Genomic DNA, 25168 nt, shown 5'->3' on the forward strand with positions numbered 1-25168 from the left:
CTGATCGGGCTGAACGGACGCCGCGCTCAGAACGGCAGCTTGAAGCCCGGGGGCAGCGGCAGGCCCGAGGTCATGCCGCTCATCTTTTCCTGCGACGTCGCTTCGGCCTTGCGCACGGCATCGTTGAACGCGGCCGCGACCAGATCCTCGAGCATGTCCTTGTCGTCCGCGAGCAGGCTCGGGTCGATCGCCACGCGACGGACTTCGTTGCGGCAGGTCATCGTCACCTTGACGAGGCCTGCGCCCGACTGCCCTTCGACTTCGATCAGCGCAAGCTGCTCCTGCATCTTCTTCATGTTTTCCTGCATTTGCTGCGCTTGCTTCATCAGTCCGGCGAGGTTGCCTTTCAACATGGGAATACTCCTTCTTGATCGTATGAAAACCGGCACACGGCGCGTGCCGGTCAATGTGTGCGGGCGTGATTGTGCCTGTCGCGGTGCGATTCGTTCAATGCAGCGTCGGCGGCGTGCCGTCCGGCACCGCATCGGCGAGCGGCCGCACCGAGCCTTCGACGATACGCGCGCCGAAGTCGCGCACGAGTTGCTGGACGAACGGATCGCCATGAATGTCCTGCTCGGCCTCGCGCTGGCGTGCCGCGCGTGCGGCCGCGTCGAGCGCCGCCGCGGTGCGCCGTGCGGGCCCGACCTCGACCGCGACCTCGACAGGCTTGCCGAGCGCGTCGGCCAGTGCGGCCTTCAGCTTCGCGACCTGGGCGGCATCCGCATACTGCGGCACCGGCACGGACAGCTTCAACGTCGTTGCGTCGACGGCCGTCAGTTCGCTGTTGAACGCGAGCTGGTACGCGACGCCCTTCAGCGGCAGTCGCGCAGCCAGCGCCGGCCATTCGCCGTCGAAGCCGAGCGGATCGAGCGCGATCGCGGGCGGCAGCGGACGCGTGTCGACCGGCGCAGACGCACGCGCGTCCGCCGGCTTCGGCGCAATGCGCACGTCGTCGGGGCCGCTGTCGAATACCGGGACGAAGCCGTCGTCGGCCACGCCGCCGAACATCTCGTCGGCGCTGAGCGGCACGTATTCGTCCGGCGGAATGTCTTCCCACGGCGGCGGCGCCTGGCGCGTGTCGGCAGCCTGCGGCGCGCGGGCCGCCGCGCGCGGCGTCGGCACTTGCACGGCAGGACGTGCCACTGCCGGCTTCTCGGCAGCCGGCTGGGCCGCCGCCGGCGGTTTCGGCGCGGCGCCCGCCCGTGAGCGGTCGGACGACACGCGCATGCCGGCATTGCGCAGCACGTCGAGTGCGGCAGCCGCGCCACCACCGCGGGTCGATGGGCGCGCGGCAGGCGCCGCGGAAGCGGCCGGCTCGACCGGTGCGGCACGCGGCGCCAGTTCGGCCGCCGCCGGCTCGTCGTTGCGCATTGCAGCAGCAGGCGGCTCAGGTTCCTTGCGAACGGCCGGCGGCGCATCGCTCGCCGGTGCCGCTTGAGGCGCCGGATTCGCTTCCCGCGGCGGCGCAACCGGCGCTTCGGCGGCTACCGATACCGGCGCCGGTGTCGAAACAGGCTTTTCGGCGGACGCGATCGCCGCATCGCCGGACTGCGCCGGCGACGGACGCGCGGCGGACGCAACCGGCGCGGTCGCTTGCGGGCGTGCTTCCTCCGCGGCTACCGGCGCCGGCGCCGCTGGCTTGGGTGCCGCAGCCGACGCAGCAGCAGCAGCAGCGGCCGCACGCGGCGCAGGTGCAGGCACGGCACGCGGCATGGCCGGCTGGCCGCCCGGCGCACTGCCGGCGCCCACGGCCGGCTCGAACGCGAGCATGCGCAGCAACGTCATCGTGAAGCCGGCGTATTCGTCCGGCGCAAGGCCGAGCTCCGCCCGTCCGACCGTCGCGATCTGATAGAACAGTTGAACCTGCTCGGGGCTCAGCGTCTGCGCGAAGCGCCGCAGGTCGGCCGCTTCCGGCCATTCGTCGAGTACCGAGCCCGGCGCGAACTGCGCCCAGGCAATCCGGTGCAGCAGGCTCGCGAGATCCTGCAGCGCGGTGGAAAAGGACAGGCTGCGCAGCGACATTTCGTCGGCAATCGCGAGGATCTCCGGGCCGTTGGCGGCCGCGAGCGCATCGAGCAGACGCACCATGTAGGTCTGGTCGAGCGCGCCGAGCATGCCCGACACCGCCGACTCGGTCACTTCGTTCGCCGAATACGCGATCGCCTGGTCGGTCAGCGACAGCGCATCGCGCATGCTGCCCTGCGCGGCACGCGCGAGCAGGCGCAGCGCCTGCTGCTCGAACGAGATCCGCTCTTCGCCGAGGATCCGCTCGAGGTGCGACACGATGTGCCCGGCCGGCATCTGCTTCAGGTTGAATTGCAGGCAGCGCGACAGCACGGTGACGGGAATCTTCTGCGGATCGGTGGTCGCGAGGATGAACTTGACGTGCGGCGGCGGCTCCTCGAGCGTCTTCAGCATCGCGTTGAACGCGTGGTTCGTCAGCATGTGCACTTCGTCGATCATGTAGACCTTGAAGCGCGCATCGACGGGCGCGTACACCGCGCGCTCGAGCAGCGCGGCCATCTCGTCGACGCCGCGGTTGCTCGCGGCATCCATCTCGACGTAGTCGACGAAGCGGCCTTCGTCGATCTCGCGGCATGCGCGGCACACACCGCACGGCTGCGACGTGACGCCGGTTTCACAGTTGAGCGCCTTCGCGAAGATCCGCGACAGCGTCGTCTTGCCGACACCGCGGGTTCCGGTAAACAGATAGGCGTGATGGAGACGCCCGCCATCGAGCGCGTGCGTGAGCGCCCTGACGACGTGCTCCTGGCCGACGAGCGAAGCGAAATCCTTCGGACGCCACTTGCGTGCGAGAACTTGATAGGTCATCGGGAAATTGTATCAGTAACGCTGCGTCGCGCCGACACGCGAAACGGTGCGGAACACGGGCAAAGCGCAGGTAAGACGAAGAATGACGCGGAAATAAAAATCGCCCGGCGAATGGGGCGAAAGGAAAGGTGACGAGCCCAACCCTCGGCACTGGCGGAAAACGATTGTGGCTGCTTCGTTCCCGACCTGACCAGGTTCACCGCCCCACCATGCGAGGAGGCCCGTCACGGCATATTCTATCACCGCTTCCGTTCGAATGCGACCGTTTGTTCGCAACAATGCACGTGATCGTGCCAGCCGGTGCGCGGATACGCGCGGAAATCCGGCGCAAGCCCATGTACCTCATACGGCGCCTCTTGCATTTCGCGAGCGGGCCTCCATCTTCGAAACGCAACGGTCGAACGGCGCGTCGTACCCCTACTCGCGTAGCGGCTACTATCGCCGCCCGCAGCAGATAGCAATTTAGGCTAATATGACGCCCGAACGACCCGCGAGCCGCGCCCGCAGCGCTCACGCCCATCCTTTCCGGAGAGCGGAGTGACCTGCCGCAGCGGCCGGCCGCCATCAGGCGGCCGGCGCGCCGCAACGCGCCGAGCAGGCAGTCCCCGAACCGTAAGAGGTATTGACCCAATGAGCGAACAGATCAAACACATCAGCGACGCATCGTTCGAACAGGACGTCGTCAAATCCGACAAGCCCGTGCTCGTCGACTTCTGGGCCGAATGGTGCGGCCCGTGCAAGATGATTGCCCCGATCCTCGACGAAGTCGCGAAGGATTACGGCGACAAGCTGCAGATCGCGAAGATCAACGTCGACGACAACCAGGCAACGCCCGCGAAGTTCGGCGTGCGCGGCATCCCGACGCTGATCCTGTTCAAGAACGGCGCGGCCGCCGCACAGAAGGTCGGCGCGCTGTCGAAGTCGCAGCTCACCGCATTCCTGGACAGCCACCTGTAATACCGGCCGTTGCGCGGACGTGTTGTCAACCGACAACACGTCCGCCGTCAAGCCACCGATCGGCCGCTCAGGCACGAATCGGCCTATGCTAGAATCAAAAAACGTCTACAAGACGCATTAAGTCTCAGAGCGCTTCCGCTCGCCCTCCTCCCATATTTCTTTTCGTCGCTTCTCCTCCCTGGCGGGTTCTCCGTATGCATTTATCCGAGCTCAAGTCTCTGCACGTCTCCGAACTGATCGAAATGGCCAATGGCCTGGAGATCGAAAACGCGAACCGCCTGCGCAAGCAGGAGCTGATGTTCGCCATTCTCAAAAAGCGCGCCAAGACGGGAGAGACGATCTTCGGCGACGGTACGCTCGAAGTGCTGCCGGACGGCTTCGGCTTCCTGCGCTCGCCGGAAATGTCGTACCTCGCGAGCACCGACGACATCTATATCAGCCCGTCGCAGATCCGCCGCTTCAACCTGCACACCGGCGACACCATCGAAGGTGAAGTCCGCACGCCGAAGGACGGCGAGCGCTACTTCGCGCTGGTGAAGGTCGACAAAGTCAACGGGCAGCCGCCCGAGGCCTCGAAACACAAGATCATGTTCGAGAACCTCACGCCGCTGCACCCGAACAAGCCGCTGTCGCTCGAACGCGAAATGCGCGGCGAGGAAAACGTCACGGGCCGCATCATCGACATGATCGCGCCGATCGGCAAGGGCCAGCGCGGCCTGCTGGTTGCGTCGCCGAAGTCGGGCAAGACCGTGATGCTCCAGCACATCGCTCACGCGATCAAGCAGAACCACCCGGACGTGATCCTGTTCGTGCTGCTGATCGACGAACGCCCTGAGGAAGTGACCGAAATGCAGCGCTCGGTCGCCGGCGAAGTGATCGCATCGACGTTCGACGAACCAGCCACGCGTCACGTGCAGGTCGCCGAAATGGTGATCGAAAAGGCCAAGCGCCTCGTCGAAATGAAGCACGACGTCGTGATTCTGCTCGACTCGATCACGCGTCTCGCGCGCGCATACAACACCGTGATCCCGGCGTCGGGCAAGGTGCTGACGGGCGGTGTCGACGCGAACGCGCTGCAGCGTCCGAAGCGCTTCTTCGGCGCCGCACGCAACATCGAGGAAGGCGGTTCGCTGACGATCATCGGCACCGCGCTGATCGAAACCGGCAGCCGCATGGACGACGTGATCTACGAAGAGTTCAAGGGCACCGGCAACATGGAAGTGCACCTCGAGCGCCGTCTCGCGGAAAAGCGCGTCTACCCGTCGATCAACCTGAACAAGTCGGGCACGCGCCGCGAAGAAATGCTGATCAAGCCCGAGATCCTTCAGAAGATCTGGGTGCTGCGCAAGTTCATCCACGACATGGACGAAGTCGAGGCGATGGAATTCCTGCTCGACAAGATCCGCCAGACAAAGAGCAACTCCGAGTTCTTCGACCTGATGCGCCGCGGCGGCTGATCGCCCTCGCCCCGCAACGAATGGCCGCCCGCGCGTTGCGCCCGGCGGCCGTTTTTTCGCCCCAACCTGAACGTGAACGTACAGGTTAATCTATAATTGCGCCTTCACCCCGACCCAGGTTCAGCCATCCCGATGCCGAACGCCACCTCCCCCGCGCTGCTGACCGTGAGCGATGCCGCGTCGCGGCTCGGCGTCACGCCGCGCACGCTGAAGTATTACGAAGAGCGCGGGCTCGTCACGCCGTCGCGTAGCGGCGGCCGCTATCGCCTTTACGACGACGCCGATCTCGAACGCTTCGCGCGCATCCTGCGGCTGCGCGCGCTCGGCTTTTCGCTGCACGGTATCACCGAGATGCTCAAGCGCCCGCTCGAAGAAACGGGCGACGGCCGGCGCCGCTATTCGGACGCGTCGCTGCGCGACATCCGCACGGGGCTGGCCGGACAGATCGACACGCTCGACCGGCGGATCGCGGCCGTCCAGCGCGAACTGAAGGAAGCCGTCGCGCTGCGCAAGGAACTGCAGCACGACATCGACTACGTCGAACGACGCCTCGCCGGCGAAAACCCCGACACGCTGATCGCGCAGCGGCAGGCCGAGGCCGGCGCACGACGCGCGCGCAAGGACCGCGGATGAACGTCGCGCCCGGTCGCTCGCCGCTCTGGAGCCGCGCCAACCTGCGCGCGGACCTGTTCCCGTGGGCGCTTGCGCTCGTCACCGGCATCGACTACTTCGACAACGCGGCGTTCTCGTTCTTCGCGAGCTACATCGCGGGCGGCATCAACGCGTCGCCCGACGAACTCGTGTGGTCGTCGAGTGCGTATGCGGTCATGGCCGTGCTCGGCATCCTGCAGCAGCAATGGTGGGTCGACCGGCTCGGGCATCGCCGCTACGTCGCCGGCTCCATGCTGATGTTCTCGTTCGGCGCGATCGCGGCCGCGCTCGCCGACACGTCGCTCGAGCTTGCGTTCGCGCGCGGCTTCCAGGGCTACTTCATCGGCCCGATGATGGGTGCGTGCCGGATCCTGATCCAGATCAGCTTCAAGCCCCAGGAGCGGCCGCCCGCCACGCGCGCGTTCCTGATCATGATCCTGCTCGGCAGCGCGCTTGCGCCGATCGTCGGCGGATTGCTCGTCGCGCATTCGACGTGGCGCGCGTTGTTCGCGTGCACGGCGCCCGCGGGCATCGCGTTCGCGATCCTCGCGCTCCTCACGCTGCCCGATTCGGGCAGGACACCCGACGACGAACGCGGCTCCGGGCATTTCTGGCCGTACGTCGTGTTCGCGCTCGCGCAAGGCGCGCTGCAGATCGTGCTGCAGCAGGTGCACTATCAGCTCTACAGCGGCTCGCCGATGCTGATCATGCTGACGTTCGCCGGCCTCGGCGCGCTCGCGTGGTTCGCGTATCACCAGTGGAACCATCCGACACCGCTCGTGCGGCTGCATGCGTTTCGCGAGCGCACGTTCCAGGTCGGACTGCTGCTGTACATGTTCTATTACTATGAGTCGACCGGCTTCAGCTACCTGACCTCCCGCTTGCTCGAAGGCGGCCTCGGCTATCCGGTCGAGAATGCCGGGCGCCTGGTCGGCACGATGTCGCTGATTTCGGCCACCGCGCTGTTCGCCTACCTGCGCTATGCGAAGTTCGTCGCGCACAAGAAATGGTTCGTGGTGCCGGGTTTCGCGATCGCGATCACGGCCGCGCTGTGGATGACACGGATGACGCCTCAGGTCGGCGAGGCCGCGCTGATCATCCCGCTGCTGCTGCGCGGCTTACTGCTGCTGTTCATCGTGCTGCCGGTCGCGAACCTCACGTTCCGCATCTTCGCGATCGACGAATACACGCACGGCTATCGGCTCAAGAACATCGTGCGCCAGCTGACGATCTCGTTCGCGACGTCGTCGGTGATCATCGTGGAGCAGCACCGGCTGGCCGTACACCAGACGCGGCTCGTCGAACGCGCGAACGTGTTCGATCCGATGTTCCAGCAGACCATCGACGCCCTCACGCGCAGCTATGCGGCCGCCGGCCATGCACTGAACGACGCGCACGCGCTCGCGATCGCATCGATCGCGCGGATGGTCGCGCAACAGGCGTCGTTCCTTGCGTCGCTCGACGGTTTCTATTTCCTCGCGGGCGTCGCGCTGGTCGGCGGCCTCTTTGCGGCATGGCAAAAAGAGATCGATTGAGTTAAAAGACAGGCTTTGGATTCTCCCGCGCCGCCTCCATGCTCTCGAAACTGACCCGCTGGTTCGATGACCGCCGCCGCGACCGCGCGCTGCGCAGCCATCCGATTGCCGATGCGTTGTGGCAAGACACCGTCGCGCGCCTGCCGTTCCTCGACGCGCTGCCGCCCGGCGACCTGGGCCGGCTGCGCGAGCTGACGAGCCTGTTCATCGCGAAGAAATCGTTTTCGACCGCGCACGGGCTCGAGCTGACCGACGAGATGATCGTCGCGATCGCCGTGCAGGCGTGCCTGCCCGTGCTGAATCTCGATTTGTCGCTGTACGACGGCTGGGTCGGCGTCGTCGTGTATCCGGGCGAATTCGTGATCCGCAAGACGGTGCAGGACGAGGACGGTGTCGTGCATGAAGTCGAGCAGGATGCGAGCGGCGAAGCATGGGAAGGCGGCCCGGTGATCCTGTCGTGGGAAGACGCGCAGATGACGGACGGCCGCGACGCGTACAACGTCGTGATCCACGAGTTCGCGCACAAGATCGACATGGTCAATGGCGAGGCCGACGGGTATCCGCCCCTCTTTCGCCGCTGGCACGCGCCGCACCTGGACGCGCAGGCGTGGGCCGACGTGTTCGAGCACGCGTACGACCAGTTCTGCGCACGGGTCGATGCGGTGCCGGATCGCGCGTGGGCGCGCTTCGAGCGCGACTCGCTGATCGATCCCTATGCGGCAGATCACCCGTCGGAGTTCTTCGCGGTGTGCAGCGAGGCGCTGTTCGTGCGGCCGCGCGCGTTCGAGTGCGAATTTCCGGAGCTCTACCGGCTGCTCGCCCGCTACTACCGGCAGGATCCGGCCGGGACCGGCGCCCTCGACGCATGATGAAAATTATTCGTCAACCGTCTGATTTTCTGGCATAATCGCCGTTTTTCGACCTTAGGCAAGTGGCTCGCGCCGGGCTTGACGTCCGCTGATCCGCGCAAATTGCGCGATCCGGCACGGCAAGCGGCGGGTTGGCTACCGCTCTCACCAAGGAAAGACCATGAAAGAAGGCATCCACCCGAATTACCGCGAAGTCGTCTTCCAAGACATGTCGAACGGCTTCAAGTTCATCACGCGCTCGACGATCCAGACGCGTGAAAACATCGAACTCGATGGCAAGACCTACCCGCTCGCCAAGATCGAAGTGTCGTCGGAATCGCACTCGTTCTACACGGGTCAGCAAAAGATCATGGACACGGCAGGCCGCGTCGAGAAGTTCAAGAACAAGTTCGGCGTACGCGCCAACGGCAAGGCGAAGTAAGCTTCGCACCGTCCCGGTGTTTCAATGCACCGGTACCGCACGAAAAGGGCAGCCCAGGCTGCCCTTTTTTGTCTCCGCTCGCCGGACAGCCCGCCACCGCCGGCCGGTGCCGGGCAATCGTCTGACGCGCAGCGGCCGGCGCGTCTACAATGCCGGATGCCCGAATCCGGCGCCGTCGGCGCATGACCGCACCGGCCGCCCGCTCATAACAAATCGCTCATCTGCATGAAGCCTGTCGTTCGCCTCACCGCCTCCGCCACGCGCGCGCTGCCGCGCTGGCTGCTGCTCACGCTCTGCCTCGTCTACGCGGCGTTCGGCCTGTTCGGCCGCGACCCGTGGAAGAACGAGGACGCGGCGGGCTTCGGCGTGATGTGGACGATGGCGACCGGCGGCTGGCACGACTGGCTGCTGCCGAATCTCGTCGGCAAGTTCATCACGACCGACGGGCCGCTTGGCTACTGGCTCGGCGCGCTGTCGATCCGCGCGCTGGCGCCGTGGGTCGACGCGAGCAACGCGTCGCGCGTCGACACGGGCGTGCTGTTCTGCGTCGCCTGTGCGTTCGTCTGGTACGCCGCCTACCTGCTCGGCCGGCGCGCCGAGGTTCAGCCATTCAAGTACGCGTTCGGCGGCGAGCCGGAGCCGCGCGACTACGGCCGCACGCTCGCCGACGGCGCACTGCTGATCCTCGTCGCCTGCTTCGGGCTCGCGGAGCGCGGCCATGAAACGACACCTCAGCTCGCGCAATTCGCATGGATCGCGATGCTCGTGTACGGGATCGTGCGCGGCATCGACAAACCGATGCAGGGCGCGCTGTGGTGGGGCGTCGCGATCGGCCTCGTCGCGCTGTCGGGCAACCCGGTGCTCGTCGTCGCGCTGCTCGCCGGTACGGCCGCACTGTGGCTCGTGACGCCGGAGATGCGCAACCTGCGCCTGCCGCTGATCGGGCTGCCGCTCGCGGCCGCGATCTTCGCGCTGTGGCCGCTCGCCGCGTTCAACGTGGCGCCCGGCGACGCCGCGTGGTTCTTCAACCAGTGGATCCACGGCAGCCTGATGCGCTTCTCGGGCCCGCCGACCGCCGTGCTCGGCTATGCGGCGAAAAACCTGCCGCTCTTCACGTGGCCCGCATGGCCGCTCGCGATCTGGGCGTGGTGGAGCTGGGCCGGCATGCGCCGCCGCGCGCACATCGCGATTCCGCTGTCGGTCGTGGTGCCGCTCGTCGCGCTCGTGATCCTGCAAAGCCAGCAGTCGAACCGCATGTACATGCTGCTGCTGCCGCCGCTCGCGGTGCTCGCGACCTTCGCGCTGCCCACGCTCAAGCGCGGCGCGATCAACGCGTTCGACTGGTTCGCGGTGCTGAGCTTCACGATCCTCGGCACCTTCGTGTGGCTCGTGTGGCTCGCGTCGCTCACCGGCTTCCCGCATCCGCTCGCGCGCAACCTCGCGCGCCTCGTGCCGGGCTACGAGCCGCATTTCAAGGTCTTGTCGTTCATCTGCGCGGTGATCGTCACCGGGTGCTGGTGCCTGCTCGCGCGCTGGCGCATCTCGCGCCAGCCGAAGGTGCTGTGGCGCAGCGTCGTGCTGTCGGGCGCGGGCACCACGCTGATGTGGGTGCTGCTGATGACGCTGTGGCTGCCGATCGTCAACTACGGCCGTACCTACAGCGACGTCGCGCAACAGATCGCGTCGCACCTGCCGAAAGACTATGAGTGCATCTCGCCCGTGCGGCTCGGCGATGCGCAGATCGCGACCTTCGCATATTTCGGCGACATGCACTTCGAATTCTCGGGCGACTGCGACGTGATCCTGCGCCAGGACCGCTCGGACTTCGGCGAGCCGAGCGCAATGTCGCAATACGTGTGGCGTCTCGTGTGGGAAGGCCGCCGCGTGGCCGACCGCGACGAGCGCTTCCGCCTGTACGAGCGCATCGAACGGCCGACGACACCCGTCAAGCGCCGCGGCCCGCGCCACCGAACCGTCGATTGACGATGTTCGCCGACATCCGCCGGGTCGTCGGTCTCGCGTGGCCGGTGCTCGTCGGCCAGCTCGCGATCATCGCGTTCGGCGTGATCGACACGGCGATGGTCGGCCGCTACTCGGCCATCGACCTGGCCGCGCTCGGGCTCGGTTCGTCGATCTACGTGTCGGTCTATATCGGGATGACGGGCATCCTGTCCGCGCTGCAGCCGATCACCGGGCAACTGTACGGCGCACGGCGCCATGCGGAGATCGGCGAGGAGGTGCGCCAGGCGCTGTGGCTCGCGCTACTGCTCGCGGTGCCCGGCTTTCTGCTGCTGCATTTTCCCGAACCGCTGCTGCATATTGCGCACGCGCCGCCCGCGCTGCACGAGCGCACCGTCGATTACCTGCGGATCCTGTCGTACGGCCTGCCGGCGAGCCTCGTATTCCGGATCTACAACGCGCTGACCAATGCGGCCGGCAAGCCGCGCCTCGCGATGATCCTGCAAATCGGCGCGCTGCTGCTCAAGGTTCCGCTCAACGTGTGGTTCGTCTTCGGCGGGGCCGGCGTGCCGGCCCTTGGCGGCCCCGGCTGCGGGCTGGCGAGCACGCTGATCAACTGGGCGCTCGCGCTGATCGGCTTCACGCTGCTCGCGAAGCTCGACGTGTTCGCGCCGCTCGCGATCTTCTCCCGCTTTTGCTGGCCGGTGTGGGATCGCCAGAAGGCGATCCTGAAGCTCGGCGTGCCGATGGGCCTGTCGTACCTGATCGAGGTCACGTCTTATACGTGCATGGCGCTCTTCATCGCGCAGTTCGGCACGACGACGCTCGCCGGTCACCAGATCGCCGGCAACATCGGCGCGGTGCTGTACATGACGCCGCTGTCGATCGGCGTCGCGGCGTCGACGCTGGTCGCGCGCGCGCTCGGCGCCGGTCATCCGGACGAGGCACGCCTGCTCGGCCGGCACAGCGTGATGCTCGCATGCGGGATCGCCGCCGCGTACGGCGTGCTCGTGTTCACGCTGCGTCCGCTGATCGTCAGCGGCTACACGCCGAACCCGGCCGTGGCCGCCGCCGCGCTGCCGCTGGTCGCGATCGTCGCCTGCTATCACTTCTTCGACGCGCTGCAGATCACGTCCGCATTCGTGCTGCGCGCGTACAAGGTCGCGGTCGTGCCGACCGTGATCTATGCGGTCGCGCTGTGGGGCGTCGGGCTCGGCGGCGGCTACGTGCTCGGCTTCGACGTCGGCGGCATCGCGCCCGCGTGGCTGACCGGCGCGCGCGGCTTCTGGTTCGCGAACACGATCAGCCTGATGCTCGCGGGCGCGGGTCTCGCGCTCTACCTGCGCCACGTCAGCCGCACGCAACGCGCCGTCAGCGCAGGCACTCAGCCCGCGGCCTGAGCGCCCCCCAGCGCGTCGGCCGCGTGATACGACGATCGCACCAGCGGGCCGGCGACGACCTCCCTGAAACCGAGCGCCAGCCCCTCGCCACGCCACGCGGCGAACGCGTCCGGGCTCACGTAGCGCCGCACCGGCAGATGATGCGCGGATGGCGCCAGATACTGGCCGAGCGTCAGCACGTCGACTTCGTGTGCACGCAGGTCGCGCAGCGTGTCCCGCACCTCGTCGTCGCGCTCGCCGAGCCCGAGCATCAATCCGGATTTCGTCACGAGCGTCGGCCGCGCGGCCTTCGCCTGCGCGAGCAGCTCGAGCGAGCCGCGATAGTCGGCGCCCGGCCGCGCCGCCCGATACAGCGACGGCACCGTCTCGATGTTGTGGTTGAGCACGTCCGGCCACGCCGACGACAACGCGTCGAGCGCACGCGGCACGCGGCCGCGGAAATCGGGCGTCAGCACCTCGACGCCGATGCCCGGCACGCTCGCGCGCACGGCCGCGATGCACGCCGCGAAATGCGCGGCGCCGCCGTCCCGGAGATCGTCGCGATCGACCGACGTGATCACGACGTAGCGCAGCCCGAGCGCCGCGACCGCGTCGGCGAGCCGCGCGGGCTCGTCCGGATCGAGCGGTTCCGGACGACCGTGCGCGACGTCGCAGAACGAGCAGCGCCGCGTACACAGTCCCCCCATGATCATGAAGGTCGCGGTGCGCTGCGCGAAGCATTCGCCGATGTTCGGGCACATCGCCTCCTCGCAGACGGAATGCAGCCGGTGATCGCGCAGCACGGCCGCCATGTCGGCGACCGCCCCGCTCATCATCGGCCGCGCCCGCAGCCACGGCGGCTTCGGCAGTGCCGCGCCGGCCGCGGGCTCGACGCGCACCGGAATGCGCGCGAGCTTGTCGCGGCTTCTCGCGCCCGGCTGGCCGAGCGCTGTGAGGCTGGGTCGATCGAGCGCGGCGGCCATCGTCAGTCTCCGAGGAACGCGACGATCAGGCGGTTCACGTCGGCGGCGGCCTCCATCTGCACCATGTGGCCGCTGCCGGCGATCACCTCGACCCGCACGCCGTCCGGCAAGCCCTGCGCATGCCGCGCGGGAATCACCTGGTCGCGTTCGCCCCAGATCACGAGCGTGCGCGGCGCGAGCGACGCGACGCGATCGCGGAACACGCGCCGCTGCGTCGCGCCATCGAACGCGGCGTTCGCGATCTTCTCCAGCGCGGCCTGCACACCTTCGAGCCGCTTGTACTTGACGAGATCCTCGACCAGTTGCCGCGTGACGAGCGCGTGGTCCGCAAACAGCGCGCCGAGGTGCGGCTTCAGCGTATTGCGGCTGTTGCCTGCGACGAAGCCGTCGATGTAATCGCGGTTGATGTCGGCGCCGAGCCCGGCGCTCGCGATCAGCGTCAGCGACGCCACGCGCTCCGGCGCGCGCCCGGCCGCCGCCATCGCCACCGCGCCGCCCATCGAATGGCCGATCAGGTGCGCGCGGTCGATATGCTGCGCGTCGAGCAGCGCGAGCACCGTGTCGGCCAGTTCATCGAGGGTGCCGGTGTCGACCGCCTTGCCCGACTCGCCGTGCCCCGGCAAATCCAGCGCCCACACGGGCCGATGCGCGGCGAGTTCCGCGTGGTTGAACAGCCAGTTGTTCAGGTCGCCGCCGAACCCGTGGATCAGCACGGCGGGCGTGCCCGCACCGTCGCCGAGCTTCAGGAACCGGATAGTGCGGCCGCCGATCTGCGCCTTCTCGGGTTGCGGGCCCGCCGCATCGTCGCTGGCCGCGCTCGGCACGAAATCGCGCTGGAATTCGGCGATCGCCGCATCGATGTCCGCATCGCTCGCGTCGGCCGCCGCCACCACGCCGAGCAGCGCACCGACCGGCAGCGTCTCGCCTTCCTGCGCGACCTGGCGACGCAGCGTGCCGTCGAACGCGCACTCGACGCCCGACGAGATCTTGTCGGTCTCGACGTCGAGCACCTCGTCGCCCTTCGTCACGCGCTCGCCGAGCGCCTTCAGCCAGCCGTTGACCTGCCCCTGCTCCATCGACAGCCCCCACTTGGGCATCGTGATCATGTGAATCGACATCGTGTCAGCTCCTCGTCTTGAGTACCGCCTGCGCGATCGCATCGGCGGACGGGATGTACAGGTCTTCCAGCACGCCGGCGAACGGCGCGGGCGTATGCGGCGCGGTCACGAGCTCGATCGGCGCCTTCAGCGAATGGAACGCCCGCCGGGCGACCAGCGCGGCGATGTCGGTTGCGATCGAGCAGCGCGGGTTCGCTTCGTCGACGACCACGACGCGCCCGGTGCGCTCCGCGCTTTCGAGGATCGTTTCCTCGTCGAGCGGCGACGTCGTGCGCAGGTCGATCACGTCGACGTGGATGCCGTCCTTCGCGAGCTTCGCGGCCGCATCCGTCGCGAGATGCACCATCCGGCCGTACGTGACGATCGTCGCGTCGTCGCCTTCGCGCACGATGTTCGCCTCGCCGAACGGAATCGCATAGGATTCCTCGGGCACGTCGCCTTCGCGGGTGTAGAGCAGCTTGTGCTCGAGGAAGATCACGGGATCGTTGTCGCGGATGGACTGGATCAGCAGCCCCTTCGCGTCATACGGCGTCGAAGGGCACACGACCTTCAGCCCCGGGATGTGCGTAAACAGCGACGTGAGCATCTGCGAATGCTGCGCGGCCGCGCGCAGGCCCGCACCGTACATCGCACGGATCACGACCGGCGTCACGGCCTTGCCGCCGAACATGTAGCGGAATTTCGCGGCCTGGTTGAAGATCTGGTCGAAGCACACGCCCATGAAATCGATGAACATCAGCTCCGCGACGGGCCGCATCCCGCACGCGGCCGCGCCCACCGCCGCACCGATGTAGCCGCCCTCCGACAGCGGCGTATCGAGCACGCGGCCCGGAAACTTGTGGAACAGCCCCTTCGTCACGCCGAGCACGCCGCCCCATGCGTCGTCCTCGCCCGGCGCGCCTGCGCCGCCTGCATTGTCCTCGCCCATCACGATCACGCTGTCGTCGCGCGCCATTTCCTGCGCGAGCGCCTCATTGATCGCCTGCGAATAAGTGATCTTCCTTGCCATGTCTGTCTCCTGGGTTATTCGGTTCGCCGTGCCGGCTGCTGCGTCACGTCGCGTTCACGGGTACGACACGTACACGTCGGTCAGCAGGTCGGCCGCGTCGGGCAGCGGCGCGGCCTTCGCCTGCGCGACCGCGTCGTCGATCAGCGCCTTCACCTGCGCATCGACGGCACGCAGTTCTGCGGTCGTCAGCGCTTCGGCACGCACCACGCGCGTTTCGAAATGCTTCAGGCAGTCCTTCTCGTCGCGCAGCTTCTGCACTTCGCCCGGCGCGCGGTAGGTCTGCGCATCACCCTCGAAGTGGCCGAAATAGCGCGTGAACTTCACCTCGACGAGCGTCGGGCCGCCACCGTTGCGCGCGCGCGCGACCGCTTCGCCGAGCGCCTCGTGCACCGCGAAGAAGTCGAAGCCGTCGACGATCACGCCCGGCATCCCGAAGCCGTTCGCGCGATCGGCGATGTTGTCGGTCGCGACCGACCAGCTCGACGACGTTGCTTCCGCATAGCCGTTGTTTTCGGCGACGAAGATCGCCGGCAGCCGCCACACCGACGCGAGGTTCATCGATTCGAAGATCACGCCCTGGTTCGACGCGCCGTCGCCGAAGAAACACACGCCGACGCCACCCGTCCTCTTGTGCCGGGCGGCGAGCGCCGCGCCGCACACGAGCGGGCCGCCGGCACCGACGATCCCGTTCGCGCCGAGCATCCCCATCGACAGGTCGGCGATGTGCATCGAGCCGCCCTTGCCGTGACAGACGCCCGTCTTCTTGCCGTAGATCTCGGCCATCATCCCGTGCACGTCGACGCCTTTCGCGATGCAGTGGCCATGCCCGCGGTGCGTGGTGGCGACGTAGTCTTCAAGGCCGAGGTGCAGCATCGTGCCGACCGCAGAGGCCTCCTCGCCCGCATACAGATGAACGAAGCCGGGGATTTCGCCGGTCGCGAACTCGACGTGCAGGCGCTCCTCGAATTCGCGGATCGTGCGCATCAGCCGGTAGGCGTCCAGCAGCGTGTCCCTGCTGAGCTGTGTCGAAACGGTCATGTGTGTCTCCTGGATAGGTCTGACTGCGAATGCCGCCGCGGCTAGGCCCCGGCGACGGATTGCACGGCGGCGGGTGGCCGTCGGTGAAACATGAAACGCTCGTCGGCGCGCGCGGCCTGCCTGCGCGCGATGCCACGGGGGCCGGCAGCAACGATGGCGACCGGTTCGTCGAGACAGGCTGCCATCGTGATGTCTCCTTGCTCAGGATGCCGAATCGGATCGAGGTGCTGCCGAGAAGCCACGATCAGAAGCGCCACGCGCCGGCGTCGCGCAGCAACTGCCGCGACGACGCGTAACGCAGCGTGCGGCCGACATCGACCGTCAGCGGCCCGTGCCAGTCGAGCGCGATGTCGTAGCGCTCGCCGCGCACGACCTCGATTTCGCGTTCGCCGTCGAACGCGAGCGTGCCGTGCTCGAACGGGATCGTCTGCCACGCGTCCGGTTCGAGCCGCTCGCAGCTGCGCATCACGACGCGATCGACACGGCCGGGCGCGATCGGCGCGACGAGCGGCGTGCCGGCCGTCTTGCCGCCGGCGGCAAAGCGCATCGCGAGCCCGTGCGGCGCACTGCGCTCGAGCGGCGCCCACGCGCCGCCGAGCGCGGACAGGCCGATGCCGTCCGGCTCCGCGAAGGTCAGGTAGAGCGAGTCGATGTCGTCGGGCCCCGAGATCGCGCGCGCACCGATGAAGCGCTGGCGAGCGGCGCACACGTCGACGAGCGCGATCTCCTCGCGCCCGGCGTTCGCACCCGCCGTGCAGCGCACGACGAGCCGCTTGTTGCGCGTGAAGGCAACCTCGGCCGGCACGATGCCGGCCGCGGCGAGCCCTGCTGCAATGCCCGCGACGGTCGCCTCGCGATGTTCGGGAAATGCGTTGTTGGTGCCGGTGGACAGCGCGACGAGCGGCGTCGCGCCGCAATGCGCGGCGACCGCGCGATGCGTGCCGTCGCCGCCCAGCACGACGATCAGCGCAACTTCCATCCGGCGCATGTAGGCGGCGCCGGCCTGCGTGTCGGCGACCGTATCCGAGATAGGCAGGTCCACGAATTCGACGTCGGGCCAGCACTCGTGCGGCGCCACCGCGCGATGCGTATCGAGTGCACGCATCAGCAACGTCGCAATGCCCGTCCTGTCGCGCAGCGTCAGCACGCGCTCGACGCCCATCGCGCCGAGGCCGGCGAGCAGGCGCACGACCATGTTGGCCTTTTCCGCGGTCGGGAACACGGATGCATGCGTCGTCAGGCGGCGAATGTCGCGCCCCGATGCGGGGTTCGCGATCACGCCGACGGTCACGGGCGTCGTCACGGGCTTGTCTCCATCCAGTGGACCGGTGCTCGCGCGCCGGCCCTGCAGGTATCGTCCGCCGTCATCCAGCGCAGCGGATCGTCGTCGCCGACGCGAATGCGCCAGACGTGCCGGGATATCTGCAAGCGGCGTGCCACCCTGTGTGCGACGAAGGCGAAACCCGCGTGCTGACTGGCTCGGCGGGCATGCGTGGCATCAGTGCCGGCCGCTTTGGCAGCCGAGCGCTCCGCGAAATGGCCCGCGCGTCTCACGCCGTCGATCGCCTCGCGCGCCGGTTTCCGCACCTTGATTCGCGCCGCGAATTGGCCGGCCAGCGACGCGCAGCGCGGTGTGATGCGCGTCGCGGTGCGCCGGGCCGCCGTCGCGTCCGCCATGCCGACGCGTCTCAGCCGCTCGAGACCGGCTGAGATACCGCTGAGACGAACGTCTCACGCCGCGCGCGTGCTGCAATGCAATGTGATCCGCGCAAGCGGATGTGCTACAAGAACATCGAAATACCCGCCGTACGGAACCGGAGCCGACCATGCCCTATGCCGTCCCCCAGGCCCAACACGCCGACCGTGTGCTCGGCGCGCTCGCCGGACGCCTGCCCGCGCCGGCCGAGTCCGCGCGTCTCGTGTCGTCGTGGCAGCGCTCGCTCGAGCGTTATGCACTCGACCCCGCTTCGTCGATCGGCCCGCGCGTGCTGACCGCGGCCGAGCTGCGCGAGGTGCGCGACAAGGAGGAGGCTTTCCTGCGCGCGTCGGGCCAGTGCCTGACGCGCCTGCACGACATGATTCGCGTCGCCGACTATTGCGTGATGCTGACCGACGCGCACGGCGTGACGATCGACTACCGGATCGATCGCGAACGCCGCAACGACTTCCGTCATGCGGGACTGCACATCGGCTCGTGCTGGTCGGAAAGCGAGGAAGGCACCTGTGGCGTCGCGAGCGTGCTGACCGATCTCGCGCCGATCACCGTGCACAAGACCGATCATTTCCGCGCGGCCTTCACCACGCTCACGTGCAGCGCGGCCCCGATCTTCTCGCCGGGCGGCGAACTGATCGGCGTGCTCGATGCATCGGCCGTCCAGTCGCCCGACGGCCGCGACAGCCAGCGCCTCGTGTACCAGCTCGTGCGGCAGAGCGCGGCGCTGATCGAGGACGGCTATTTCGTGCACAGCACCGCGCAGTACTGGATCTTGTTCGGGCATCCGAACCGCCACTACGTCGAGGCACAGCCCGAATGGCTGATCGCGTTCGACGAATGCGGCAATATCGTCGCCGCGAACCGGCAGGCGCGCGATGCGCTGCCGGCACTGCGCGAGCCGCGCCATATCGACGAGATCTTCGATGCGACCGAGATGCCGCTGCGTGACGCCGCCCGGCTCGATGCCGTCGTCGCGCTGCGGCTGCGCGCGACGGGCGCCCCGCTCTATGTGCGGTTGCGTGCGCCGCTACGGCGAGCCGGCCGCGACACCGGCACGACCCGGGCCGCCCCGGCATCGCGCCGCCCGGGCACCGCGCAGCGCCAAGTCGGCGCGCTGACGCCGTTCCTGCACAGCAGCGACGCGCGCATCGCGCAGCAGGCCGAACTCGCGCTGCGTGTCGCGAGCAAGCGGCTGCCGATTCTCGTGCTGGGTGAAACCGGCGCCGGCAAGGAAGTGTTCGCCCGCGCGATCCACGACGCCGGCGTGCGACGCGCGCGGCCATTCGTCGCGGTCAACTGCGGCGCGTTGCCCGAGGCGCTGATCGAAAGCGAACTGTTCGGCTACGCGGCCGGCGCATTCACCGGCGCACGCAAGCATGGCGCACGCGGCAAGATCGCGCTTGCCGACGGCGGCACGCTGTTCCTCGACGAAATCGGCGACATGCCGCTTACGTTGCAGACACGCCTGCTGCGCGTGCTCGCCGACGGCGAGGTCGTGCCGCTCGGCAGCGATACGCCGGTGCGCGTCGATCTCGACGTGGTCTGTGCGACGCACCGCGATCTCGCGCGGATGGTGGCCGACGGCACGTTCCGCGAGGATCTGTATTACCGGTTGAGCGGCGCGACGTTCGAGCTTCCGCCGCTGCGCGAGCGCGCGGACGTGCGCGACGTGATCGCCACGGTGTTCGGCGAGGAGGCGCAGGCAACCGGCCACGTGCTCACGCTCGACGCGACGCTCGCCGAGCAGCTCGCCGCGTATCCATGGCCCGGCAACGTGCGGCAGCTGCGCAACGTGCTGCGCTATGCGTGCGCGGTGTGCGACGCCGCGTGCGTGACGCGGCGCGACCTGCCGGCCGATCTCGCCGCGCAGCTCGGTGCCGGTCCCGCCGGCGCACTGCCGGACGACGAACGCGGCCGCATCGTCGCGGCCCTCACCGCGCATCGCTGGCGGCCCGACGCGGCCGCGCAGGCCCTCGGCATCTCGCGCGCGACGCTGTACCGGCGGATCGCGAAACACCGGATCGTCGCGCCGCACCGCATCTGACGTGCCGAACCCGGCAACACGCCACGCATCAAGCGGCGTGCGCGACCGCTTCGGTCGTGCCGCCGCCGTCCTGACCGGCCGCTTCGTCGCGACGCACGAACACCTCGTGCGCGGCGAACAACGCGTTGAGCGCAGCCGGAAAGCCTGCGTAGACGGCCATCTGCATGAATACCTCGACGATCTCGTCGCGTGTGCAGCCGACGTTCAGCGCGGCCTCGACATGCACCTTCAGTTGCGGCTGGGCATTGCCGAGCGCCGCCAGCGCGGCGATCGTCGCGATCTCGCGCGCCTTCAGGTCGAGCTGCGGCCGGCTGTAGATGTCGCCGAAGCCGAATTCGACCAGCAGCCGCCCGAAGTCCGGTGCGATCGGCGCAAGCGCCGCGATCACGCGCTCGCCCACTTCGCCGTCGATTTCCTTCAGTTTGTTCCAGCCGCGCGTGTAGCGATCTTCAACGAGTCGTTCCATGGTGTTCGTCCTGTTCCGGGGATGATTGAGAAGGGTTCGCCCGTCGTTCCGTCTCGCCTTCCTGCGTCTCGTAGTACGCGATCTTGTCGCCGATCGCATCGAGACTCGCCTGCAGCTCCGCGATATGCGAACGCACCGCGTCGCGATGCGCGACCAGCAAGCGCCGCCGCGCGCCGAACGTCGACTCGCCTTCCGCGCGCAGCGCCGCGAACTGCTGCATCTGCGCGATCGGCATGCCGGTCGCCTTCAGGCGCATCACGAAGGCCAGCCAGTCAAGGTCGGCCGGCGCATAGAGCCGGTGCCCGGCCGCCGTGCGCGAAATCGCGCGCAGCAGGCCGGCCTGCTCGTAATACCGCAGCGTATGCGTCGACACGCCGGTCAGTTCGGCAACTTGCCCGATCGTCAGCGGACCGGCGGCGGAAGGTTTGGATACGGTTTTCGACATGGCAGGAACAAGGTTAGGAGTTAGAGTTCACTCTAAGTCAAGCGTTGTCGAACAGCCAAGTCCGACCATCCGCCATCACCGCGGCGGACACCGTAAAGAATGGTCAAAATGGCCGCCCGGCGCGGCTTTCCGTCTTTACAGCAGCGCAAGCCTTCAGCAAGATTCGGTCAGCCTGTCTTAAAAAGGGCACGCATTTGTCCTATGCTTAACGGCGACGCCCGGCCAGGTCTCGCCCCGCCGTCCGTTGCAACAGCCATTCATTCGTCAGAACCACGGAGCCTTTGCCATGCTGAAAAAGCTGCTGATGCTGTTCGTCGCGCTATCGCTGTCGCTTGCCGCCGGCCTCGCCGCGGCCGTCGAAGTCAACACGGCCGACCAGGCCGCGCTCGAATCGGTGAAGGGCCTCGGGCCCGTGAAGTCGAAGGCGATCATCGACGAACGCACCAAGAACGGCCCGTTCAAGGATGCGGACGATCTCGCGAACCGCGTCAAGGGTCTCGGTACGAAGTCGGTCGGGCATCTCGAGGAAAACGGCCTGACGATCGGCGGCTCGGCGACGCCGCCGAAAGGCGTGAAGCTGTCGAAACCGGCCGCGACGACGTCGACGACGACGTCAGCCACGACGTCGGCCGGCACCGCCTCCACGTCGACGACCGCGACGGCCGGCACGACGACGGCGGCACCGGCCGCGAGCGCCCCGGAAGCGACGACCAAGCCGGCCAAGAGCAAGCGCGCGTCGAAGAAGGACAAGGCGGCGGCCGCCGCCGCGGCATCCGCGGGTGCGGGTGCGGGTGCGGGTGCGGGTGCGGGTGCGGGTGCGGGTGCGAGCGCAAGCGCACCGGCCGCAGCGTCGTCCACGAAGGCGACGAAGGGTTCGAAGAAGAAGAGCAAGAAGGACAAGGCAGCCTCCGCCGCCGCGGCGTCGGGCGCCTGATGTGCGCCGCGCGCGCGACGGCGTGCGCGCGGCATTCGTTCAACGGGCGCCGTCGTTACGGCGCCCTTTTCAGTAAAGGTGAAGAACCATGGGTCTCCTCGATATCGTTGGCGGTCTGATCGGCGGCCAGGCCGGCGGCAACTCGCAAAGCGCACTCATCACGACCGCGCTCGAATTCATCAACAACCAGCCGGGCGGCCTGAACGGGCTGATCGAGAAGTTCAAGGCCGGCGGTGCCGGCGACGTGATCGGCTCGTGGGTCGGCAACGGCGAAAACCAGCCGATCTCGGCCGACACGCTGCAGAACGTGCTGGGCTCCGACGTCGTCGGCTCGCTCGCGAGCAAGGTCGGCATCGACCCGTCGCAGGCATCGTCGATCCTCGCGCAGGTGCTGCCGCACGTCGTCAACGGCGCGACGCCGAACGGCGAAGTGCCGGCCGGCGGCCAGGTCGACACGTCGAACGTGCTCGGCACGCTCACGCAGCTCGCCGGCATGTTCGGCGGCAACAAGGCCTGAGCCCGCACGCCTGACAGCCCAGGCAGCCGTTTCGATCGTTTCGGCCGCTCCCTATGCAAACACCCCGCCTGAGCGGGGTGTTTGTTTTTGCGCGCCCGGCGTGAACCGGGCGGGCGGCCGATCACCGGCGCTCAGTGCACGACGCGGTCGAACACGAACTTGCCGTCGTTGACGTCGACCGGGATCACGTCCTTCGGACCGAAACGGCCCGCGAGGATCAGCTTCGCGACCGGGTTCTCGATCTCCTGCTGGATCGCGCGCTTCAGCGGCCGCGCACCGAACACCGGATCGTAGCCGACCTTCGCGATCTGTTCGAGCGCCGCCGGCGACACGTCGAGCGCCATGTCGAGCTTCGCGAGCCGGTCGTGCAGGCGTGCGAGCTGGATCTTCGCGATCGACTCGATGTTGCTGCGATCGAGCGCATGGAACACGACGACATCGTCGATCCGGTTCAGGAACTCGGGACGGAAGTGCTGCTTCACTTCGAGCCACACCGCGTCCTTGATGTCTTCCTGCGGCGCACCCGTCATGGCCTGGATCACCTGCGAGCCGAGGTTCGACGTCATCACGATCACCGTGTTCTTGAAGTCGACCGTACGCCCCTGCCCGTCCGTCATGCGGCCGTCGTCGAGCACCTGCAGCAGCACGTTGAACACGTCCGGATGCGCCTTCTCGATCTCGTCGAGCAGGATCACGCTGTACGGCTTGCGGCGCACGGCTTCCGTCAGGTAGCCGCCTTCCTCGTAGCCGACATAGCCCGGCGGCGCGCCGATCAGCCGCGCGACGCTGTGCTTCTCCATGAACTCGCTCATGTCGATGCGGATCAGATGCTCTTCCGAATCGAACAGGAACGACGCCAGCGCCTTGCACAGCTCGGTCTTGCCGACCCCCGTCGGGCCGAGGAACAGGAACGAGCCGTACGGACGGTTCGGATCGGCGAGACCCGCGCGCGAACGACGGATCGCATCCGCGACCGCGCTGATCGCCTCGTGCTGGCCGACCACGCGCTCGTGCAGCTTTTCCTCGATGTGCAGCAGCTTCTCGCGTTCGCCCTGCATCATCCGCGACACGGGAATCCCGGTGGCGCGCGACACGACTTCCGCGATTTCTTCCGCACCGACCTGCGTGCGCAGCAGGCGCGGACGCGTCGGGTTGTGCTGCTCCTGCTCTTCAGCCTGCGTGACCTGCTTCAGTTGCGACTCGAGCTGCGGCAGCTTGCCGTACTGCAGCTCGGCGACCTTCTCCAGCTTGCCTTCGCGCTGCAGACGCGCGATGTCGGCGCGCACCTTCTCGATCTCTTCCTTGAGCTGCGCGCTGCCCTGCACCGCGGCCTTCTCGGCGGTCCAGATCTCTTCCAGGTCCGCATACTCGCGGCCGAGACGATCGATCTCTTCCTCGATCAGTTGCAGGCGCTTCTGCGACGCTTCGTCCTGCTCCTTCTTCACGGCTTCGCGCTCGATCTTCAGCTGGATCAGCCGGCGGTCGAGCTTGTCCATCTCTTCGGGCTTCGAATCGATTTCCATCTTGATCTTCGATGCGGCCTCGTCGATCAGGTCGATCGCCTTGTCCGGCAGGAACCGGTCGGTGATGTAGCGATGCGACAACTCGGCCGCGGAGACGATCGCCGGGTCGGTGATGTCGACGCCGTGGTGCAGTTCGTACTTCTCCTGCAGCCCGCGCAGGATCGCGATCGTCGCCTCGACGCTCGGCTCGTCGACGAGCACCTTCTGGAAGCGGCGCTCGAGCGCGGCATCCTTCTCGATGTACTTGCGGTATTCGTCGAGCGTGGTCGCGCCGATGCAGTGCAGCTCGCCGCGCGACAGCGCCGGCTTCAGCATGTTGCCCGCGTCCATCGCGCCTTCGGCCTTGCCGGCACCGACCATCGTGTGGATTTCGTCGATGAAGACGATCGTCTGGCCTTCGTCCTTCGCGATGTCGTTGAGCACCGCCTTCAGGCGCTCCTCGAACTCGCCGCGATACTTCGCGCCGGCGAGCAGCGCGGCCATGTCGAGCGACAGCACGCGCTTGCCCTTCAGCGTCTCGGGCACTTCGCCGTTGACGATCCGCTGCGCGAGCCCTTCGACGATCGCCGTCTTGCCGACGCCCGGCTCGCCGATCAGCACCGGGTTGTTCTTGGTGCGGCGCTGCAGGATCTGGATCGAGCGGCGGATTTCGTCGTCGCGGCCGATCACCGGGTCGAGCTTGCCCGCGCGGGCGCGCTCGGTCAGGTCGACCGTGTATTTCTTCAGCGCCTCGCGCTGGCTTTCGGCGTCCTGGCTGTGCACCTGCGAGCCACCGCGCACCGCGGCGATCGCGGCTTCGAGCGCCTTGCGCGTGAGGCCGTGCTGGCGCGCGAGCTTGCCGGCGTCGCCCTTGTCGTCGGACACGGCGAGCAGGAACATCTCGCTCGCGATGAACGTGTCGTTGAGCTTCTGCGCTTCCTTGTCGGCCTGGTTCAGCAGCCCGGCCAGTTCACGGCCGATCTGGATGTCGCCGCCCGTGCCCGTCACTTGCGGCAGGCGCGAGATGGCCTCGTTCAGCGCGCCTTGCAGCGCCTGCACGTGAACGCCGGCACGCGACATCAGCGAGCGAGCGGAGCCGTCGTGCTGCGCGACCAGCGCCGCCAGCACGTGAACGGGTTCGATGTATTGATTGTCGCGGCCTGCCGCAAGGCTTTGCGCGTCCGCGAGTGCTTCCTGGAACTTGGTGGTGAGCTTGTCGATTCTCATTTTGTCGAGACCTCCAATTTTCGATTAACACCAAGATGAGGATGCTTATGCGGGTTTCAAGCGAAATTCGGGTTGATTCAGCGCAAAAATCGGGATGCGTCGAGACAGCGG

At 67.6% G+C, this 25168-nt stretch carries 23 protein-coding genes and 1 other RNA gene; 11 read left to right on the forward strand and 13 right to left on the reverse strand.

Features of this window, described 5'->3' with window-relative positions; genetic code table 11:
• Positions 1-26 precede the first annotated feature (26 nt).
• The 3 genes from ACTJKF_RS07140 to ffs form a co-directional block, all read right to left on the reverse strand.
• On the reverse strand, positions 27-353 hold the full coding sequence (locus tag ACTJKF_RS07140; RefSeq protein WP_014896896.1) for a YbaB/EbfC family nucleoid-associated protein: 327 nt from the start codon (positions 351-353) through the stop codon (positions 27-29).
• A 94-nt stretch (positions 354-447) separates the two neighbouring features.
• Positions 448-2832, reverse strand: a complete 2385-nt coding sequence (locus tag ACTJKF_RS07145) for a DNA polymerase III subunit gamma/tau (RefSeq protein WP_440622865.1) — start codon at positions 2830-2832, stop codon at positions 448-450.
• A 127-nt stretch (positions 2833-2959) separates the two neighbouring features.
• An RNA gene (gene ffs / locus ACTJKF_RS07150) (signal recognition particle sRNA small type) lies at positions 2960-3058 on the reverse strand.
• Positions 3059-3462: 404 nt separating this feature from the next.
• On the opposite strand from ffs, the gene trxA reads away from it, so the two are divergent.
• The 8 genes from trxA (at position 3463) to ACTJKF_RS07190 (ending at position 12081) form a co-directional block, all read left to right on the forward strand.
• Positions 3463-3789 carry a thioredoxin TrxA gene (gene trxA / locus ACTJKF_RS07155; RefSeq protein ID WP_006402348.1) on the forward strand — a complete coding sequence of 109 codons (327 nt, stop codon included), beginning with the start codon at positions 3463-3465 and terminating at the stop codon, positions 3787-3789.
• 194 nt (positions 3790-3983) lie between these two features.
• The gene (rho, locus tag ACTJKF_RS07160) at positions 3984-5246 is read left to right on the forward strand and encodes a transcription termination factor Rho (RefSeq protein ID WP_006478662.1); all 1263 of its coding nucleotides are present in this window, start codon (positions 3984-3986) and stop codon (positions 5244-5246) included.
• Positions 5247-5378: 132 nt separating this feature from the next.
• Entirely contained in the window at positions 5379-5879 is a 501-nt protein-coding gene (locus ACTJKF_RS07165) for a MerR family transcriptional regulator (protein WP_440622866.1), read from the forward strand.
• Positions 5876-7432, forward strand: coding sequence for an MFS transporter (locus ACTJKF_RS07170; protein WP_440622867.1), 1557 nt, complete (start codon positions 5876-5878; stop codon positions 7430-7432). Before ACTJKF_RS07165 ends, ACTJKF_RS07170 begins: the two co-directional genes overlap by 4 nt.
• A 38-nt stretch (positions 7433-7470) precedes the next feature.
• Positions 7471-8301, forward strand: a complete 831-nt coding sequence (locus ACTJKF_RS07175) for a zinc-dependent peptidase (RefSeq protein WP_440622868.1) — start codon at positions 7471-7473, stop codon at positions 8299-8301.
• Positions 8302-8461: 160 nt separating this feature from the next.
• Positions 8462-8722, forward strand: a complete 261-nt coding sequence (locus ACTJKF_RS07180) for a type B 50S ribosomal protein L31 (protein ID WP_059233999.1) — start codon at positions 8462-8464, stop codon at positions 8720-8722.
• Between the two features lie 225 nt (positions 8723-8947).
• Positions 8948-10705 (forward strand): ArnT family glycosyltransferase, encoded by a 1758-nt coding sequence (locus ACTJKF_RS07185; protein ID WP_440622870.1) that lies wholly within the window; start codon positions 8948-8950, stop codon positions 10703-10705.
• Between the two features lie 2 nt (positions 10706-10707).
• Complete coding sequence (locus ACTJKF_RS07190; RefSeq protein WP_440622999.1) at positions 10708-12081, forward strand: MATE family efflux transporter; 1374 nt, start codon at positions 10708-10710, stop codon at positions 12079-12081.
• Here ACTJKF_RS07190 and lipA read toward each other — a convergent pair.
• The 7 genes from lipA to ACTJKF_RS07225 are packed head-to-tail and all read right to left on the reverse strand — an operon-like array spanning position 12066 to position 17885.
• Complete coding sequence (gene lipA, locus ACTJKF_RS07195; RefSeq protein WP_440622871.1) at positions 12066-13043, reverse strand: lipoyl synthase; 978 nt, start codon at positions 13041-13043, stop codon at positions 12066-12068. The genes ACTJKF_RS07190 and lipA overlap by 16 nt on opposite strands.
• 2 nt (positions 13044-13045) lie before the next feature.
• A complete protein-coding gene (locus ACTJKF_RS07200; RefSeq protein ID WP_440622873.1) occupies positions 13046-14161 on the reverse strand; it encodes an acetoin dehydrogenase dihydrolipoyllysine-residue acetyltransferase subunit in 1116 nt (371 codons plus the stop codon).
• Positions 14162-14165: 4 nt separating this feature from the next.
• A complete protein-coding gene (locus ACTJKF_RS07205; protein ID WP_440622874.1) occupies positions 14166-15170 on the reverse strand; it encodes an alpha-ketoacid dehydrogenase subunit beta in 1005 nt (334 codons plus the stop codon).
• A 54-nt stretch (positions 15171-15224) separates the two neighbouring features.
• Positions 15225-16208: a thiamine pyrophosphate-dependent dehydrogenase E1 component subunit alpha gene (locus ACTJKF_RS07210; RefSeq protein WP_440622875.1), complete on the reverse strand. Its 984-nt coding sequence runs from the start codon at positions 16206-16208 to the stop codon at positions 15225-15227.
• 41 nt (positions 16209-16249) lie between these two features.
• The gene (locus ACTJKF_RS07215; RefSeq protein ID WP_440622876.1) at positions 16250-16393 is read right to left on the reverse strand and encodes a hypothetical protein; all 144 of its coding nucleotides are present in this window, start codon (positions 16391-16393) and stop codon (positions 16250-16252) included.
• Positions 16394-16452: 59 nt separating this feature from the next.
• Positions 16453-17511, reverse strand: a complete 1059-nt coding sequence (locus tag ACTJKF_RS07220; protein WP_440622877.1) for an ATP-NAD kinase family protein — start codon at positions 17509-17511, stop codon at positions 16453-16455.
• Positions 17508-17885: a hypothetical protein gene (locus tag ACTJKF_RS07225; protein ID WP_440622878.1), complete on the reverse strand. Its 378-nt coding sequence runs from the start codon at positions 17883-17885 to the stop codon at positions 17508-17510. Before ACTJKF_RS07225 ends, ACTJKF_RS07220 begins: the two co-directional genes overlap by 4 nt.
• 149 nt (positions 17886-18034) lie before the next feature.
• Between ACTJKF_RS07225 and ACTJKF_RS07230 the strand changes: the two genes are divergently transcribed.
• A complete protein-coding gene (locus ACTJKF_RS07230; RefSeq protein WP_440622879.1) occupies positions 18035-19966 on the forward strand; it encodes a sigma-54-dependent Fis family transcriptional regulator in 1932 nt (643 codons plus the stop codon).
• Positions 19967-19994: 28 nt separating this feature from the next.
• Here the strand turns inward: ACTJKF_RS07230 and ACTJKF_RS07235 are convergent, their stop codons facing one another.
• Together ACTJKF_RS07235 and ACTJKF_RS07240 are read right to left on the reverse strand one after the other, a co-directional pair.
• Positions 19995-20432, reverse strand: coding sequence for a carboxymuconolactone decarboxylase family protein (locus ACTJKF_RS07235; protein WP_440622880.1), 438 nt, complete (start codon positions 20430-20432; stop codon positions 19995-19997).
• The gene (locus ACTJKF_RS07240; RefSeq protein ID WP_440622881.1) at positions 20416-20877 is read right to left on the reverse strand and encodes a MerR family transcriptional regulator; all 462 of its coding nucleotides are present in this window, start codon (positions 20875-20877) and stop codon (positions 20416-20418) included. Before ACTJKF_RS07240 ends, ACTJKF_RS07235 begins: the two co-directional genes overlap by 17 nt.
• Before the next feature lie 286 nt (positions 20878-21163).
• On the opposite strand from ACTJKF_RS07240, the gene ACTJKF_RS07245 reads away from it, so the two are divergent.
• Positions 21164-21811, forward strand: coding sequence for a ComEA family DNA-binding protein (locus ACTJKF_RS07245; protein ID WP_440622882.1), 648 nt, complete (start codon positions 21164-21166; stop codon positions 21809-21811).
• 88 nt (positions 21812-21899) lie between these two features.
• Positions 21900-22328, forward strand: a complete 429-nt coding sequence (locus ACTJKF_RS07250; protein ID WP_440622883.1) for a YidB family protein — start codon at positions 21900-21902, stop codon at positions 22326-22328.
• 131 nt (positions 22329-22459) lie between these two features.
• On the opposite strand, the gene clpB is transcribed toward ACTJKF_RS07250, so the two are convergent.
• Entirely contained in the window at positions 22460-25057 is a 2598-nt protein-coding gene (gene clpB / locus ACTJKF_RS07255) for an ATP-dependent chaperone ClpB (protein ID WP_440622884.1), read from the reverse strand.
• Between the last annotated feature and the right edge of the window lie 111 nt (positions 25058-25168).

Source organism: Burkholderia sp. 22313 (assembly GCF_052045245.1).
GTDB lineage: Bacteria > Pseudomonadota > Gammaproteobacteria > Burkholderiales > Burkholderiaceae > Burkholderia.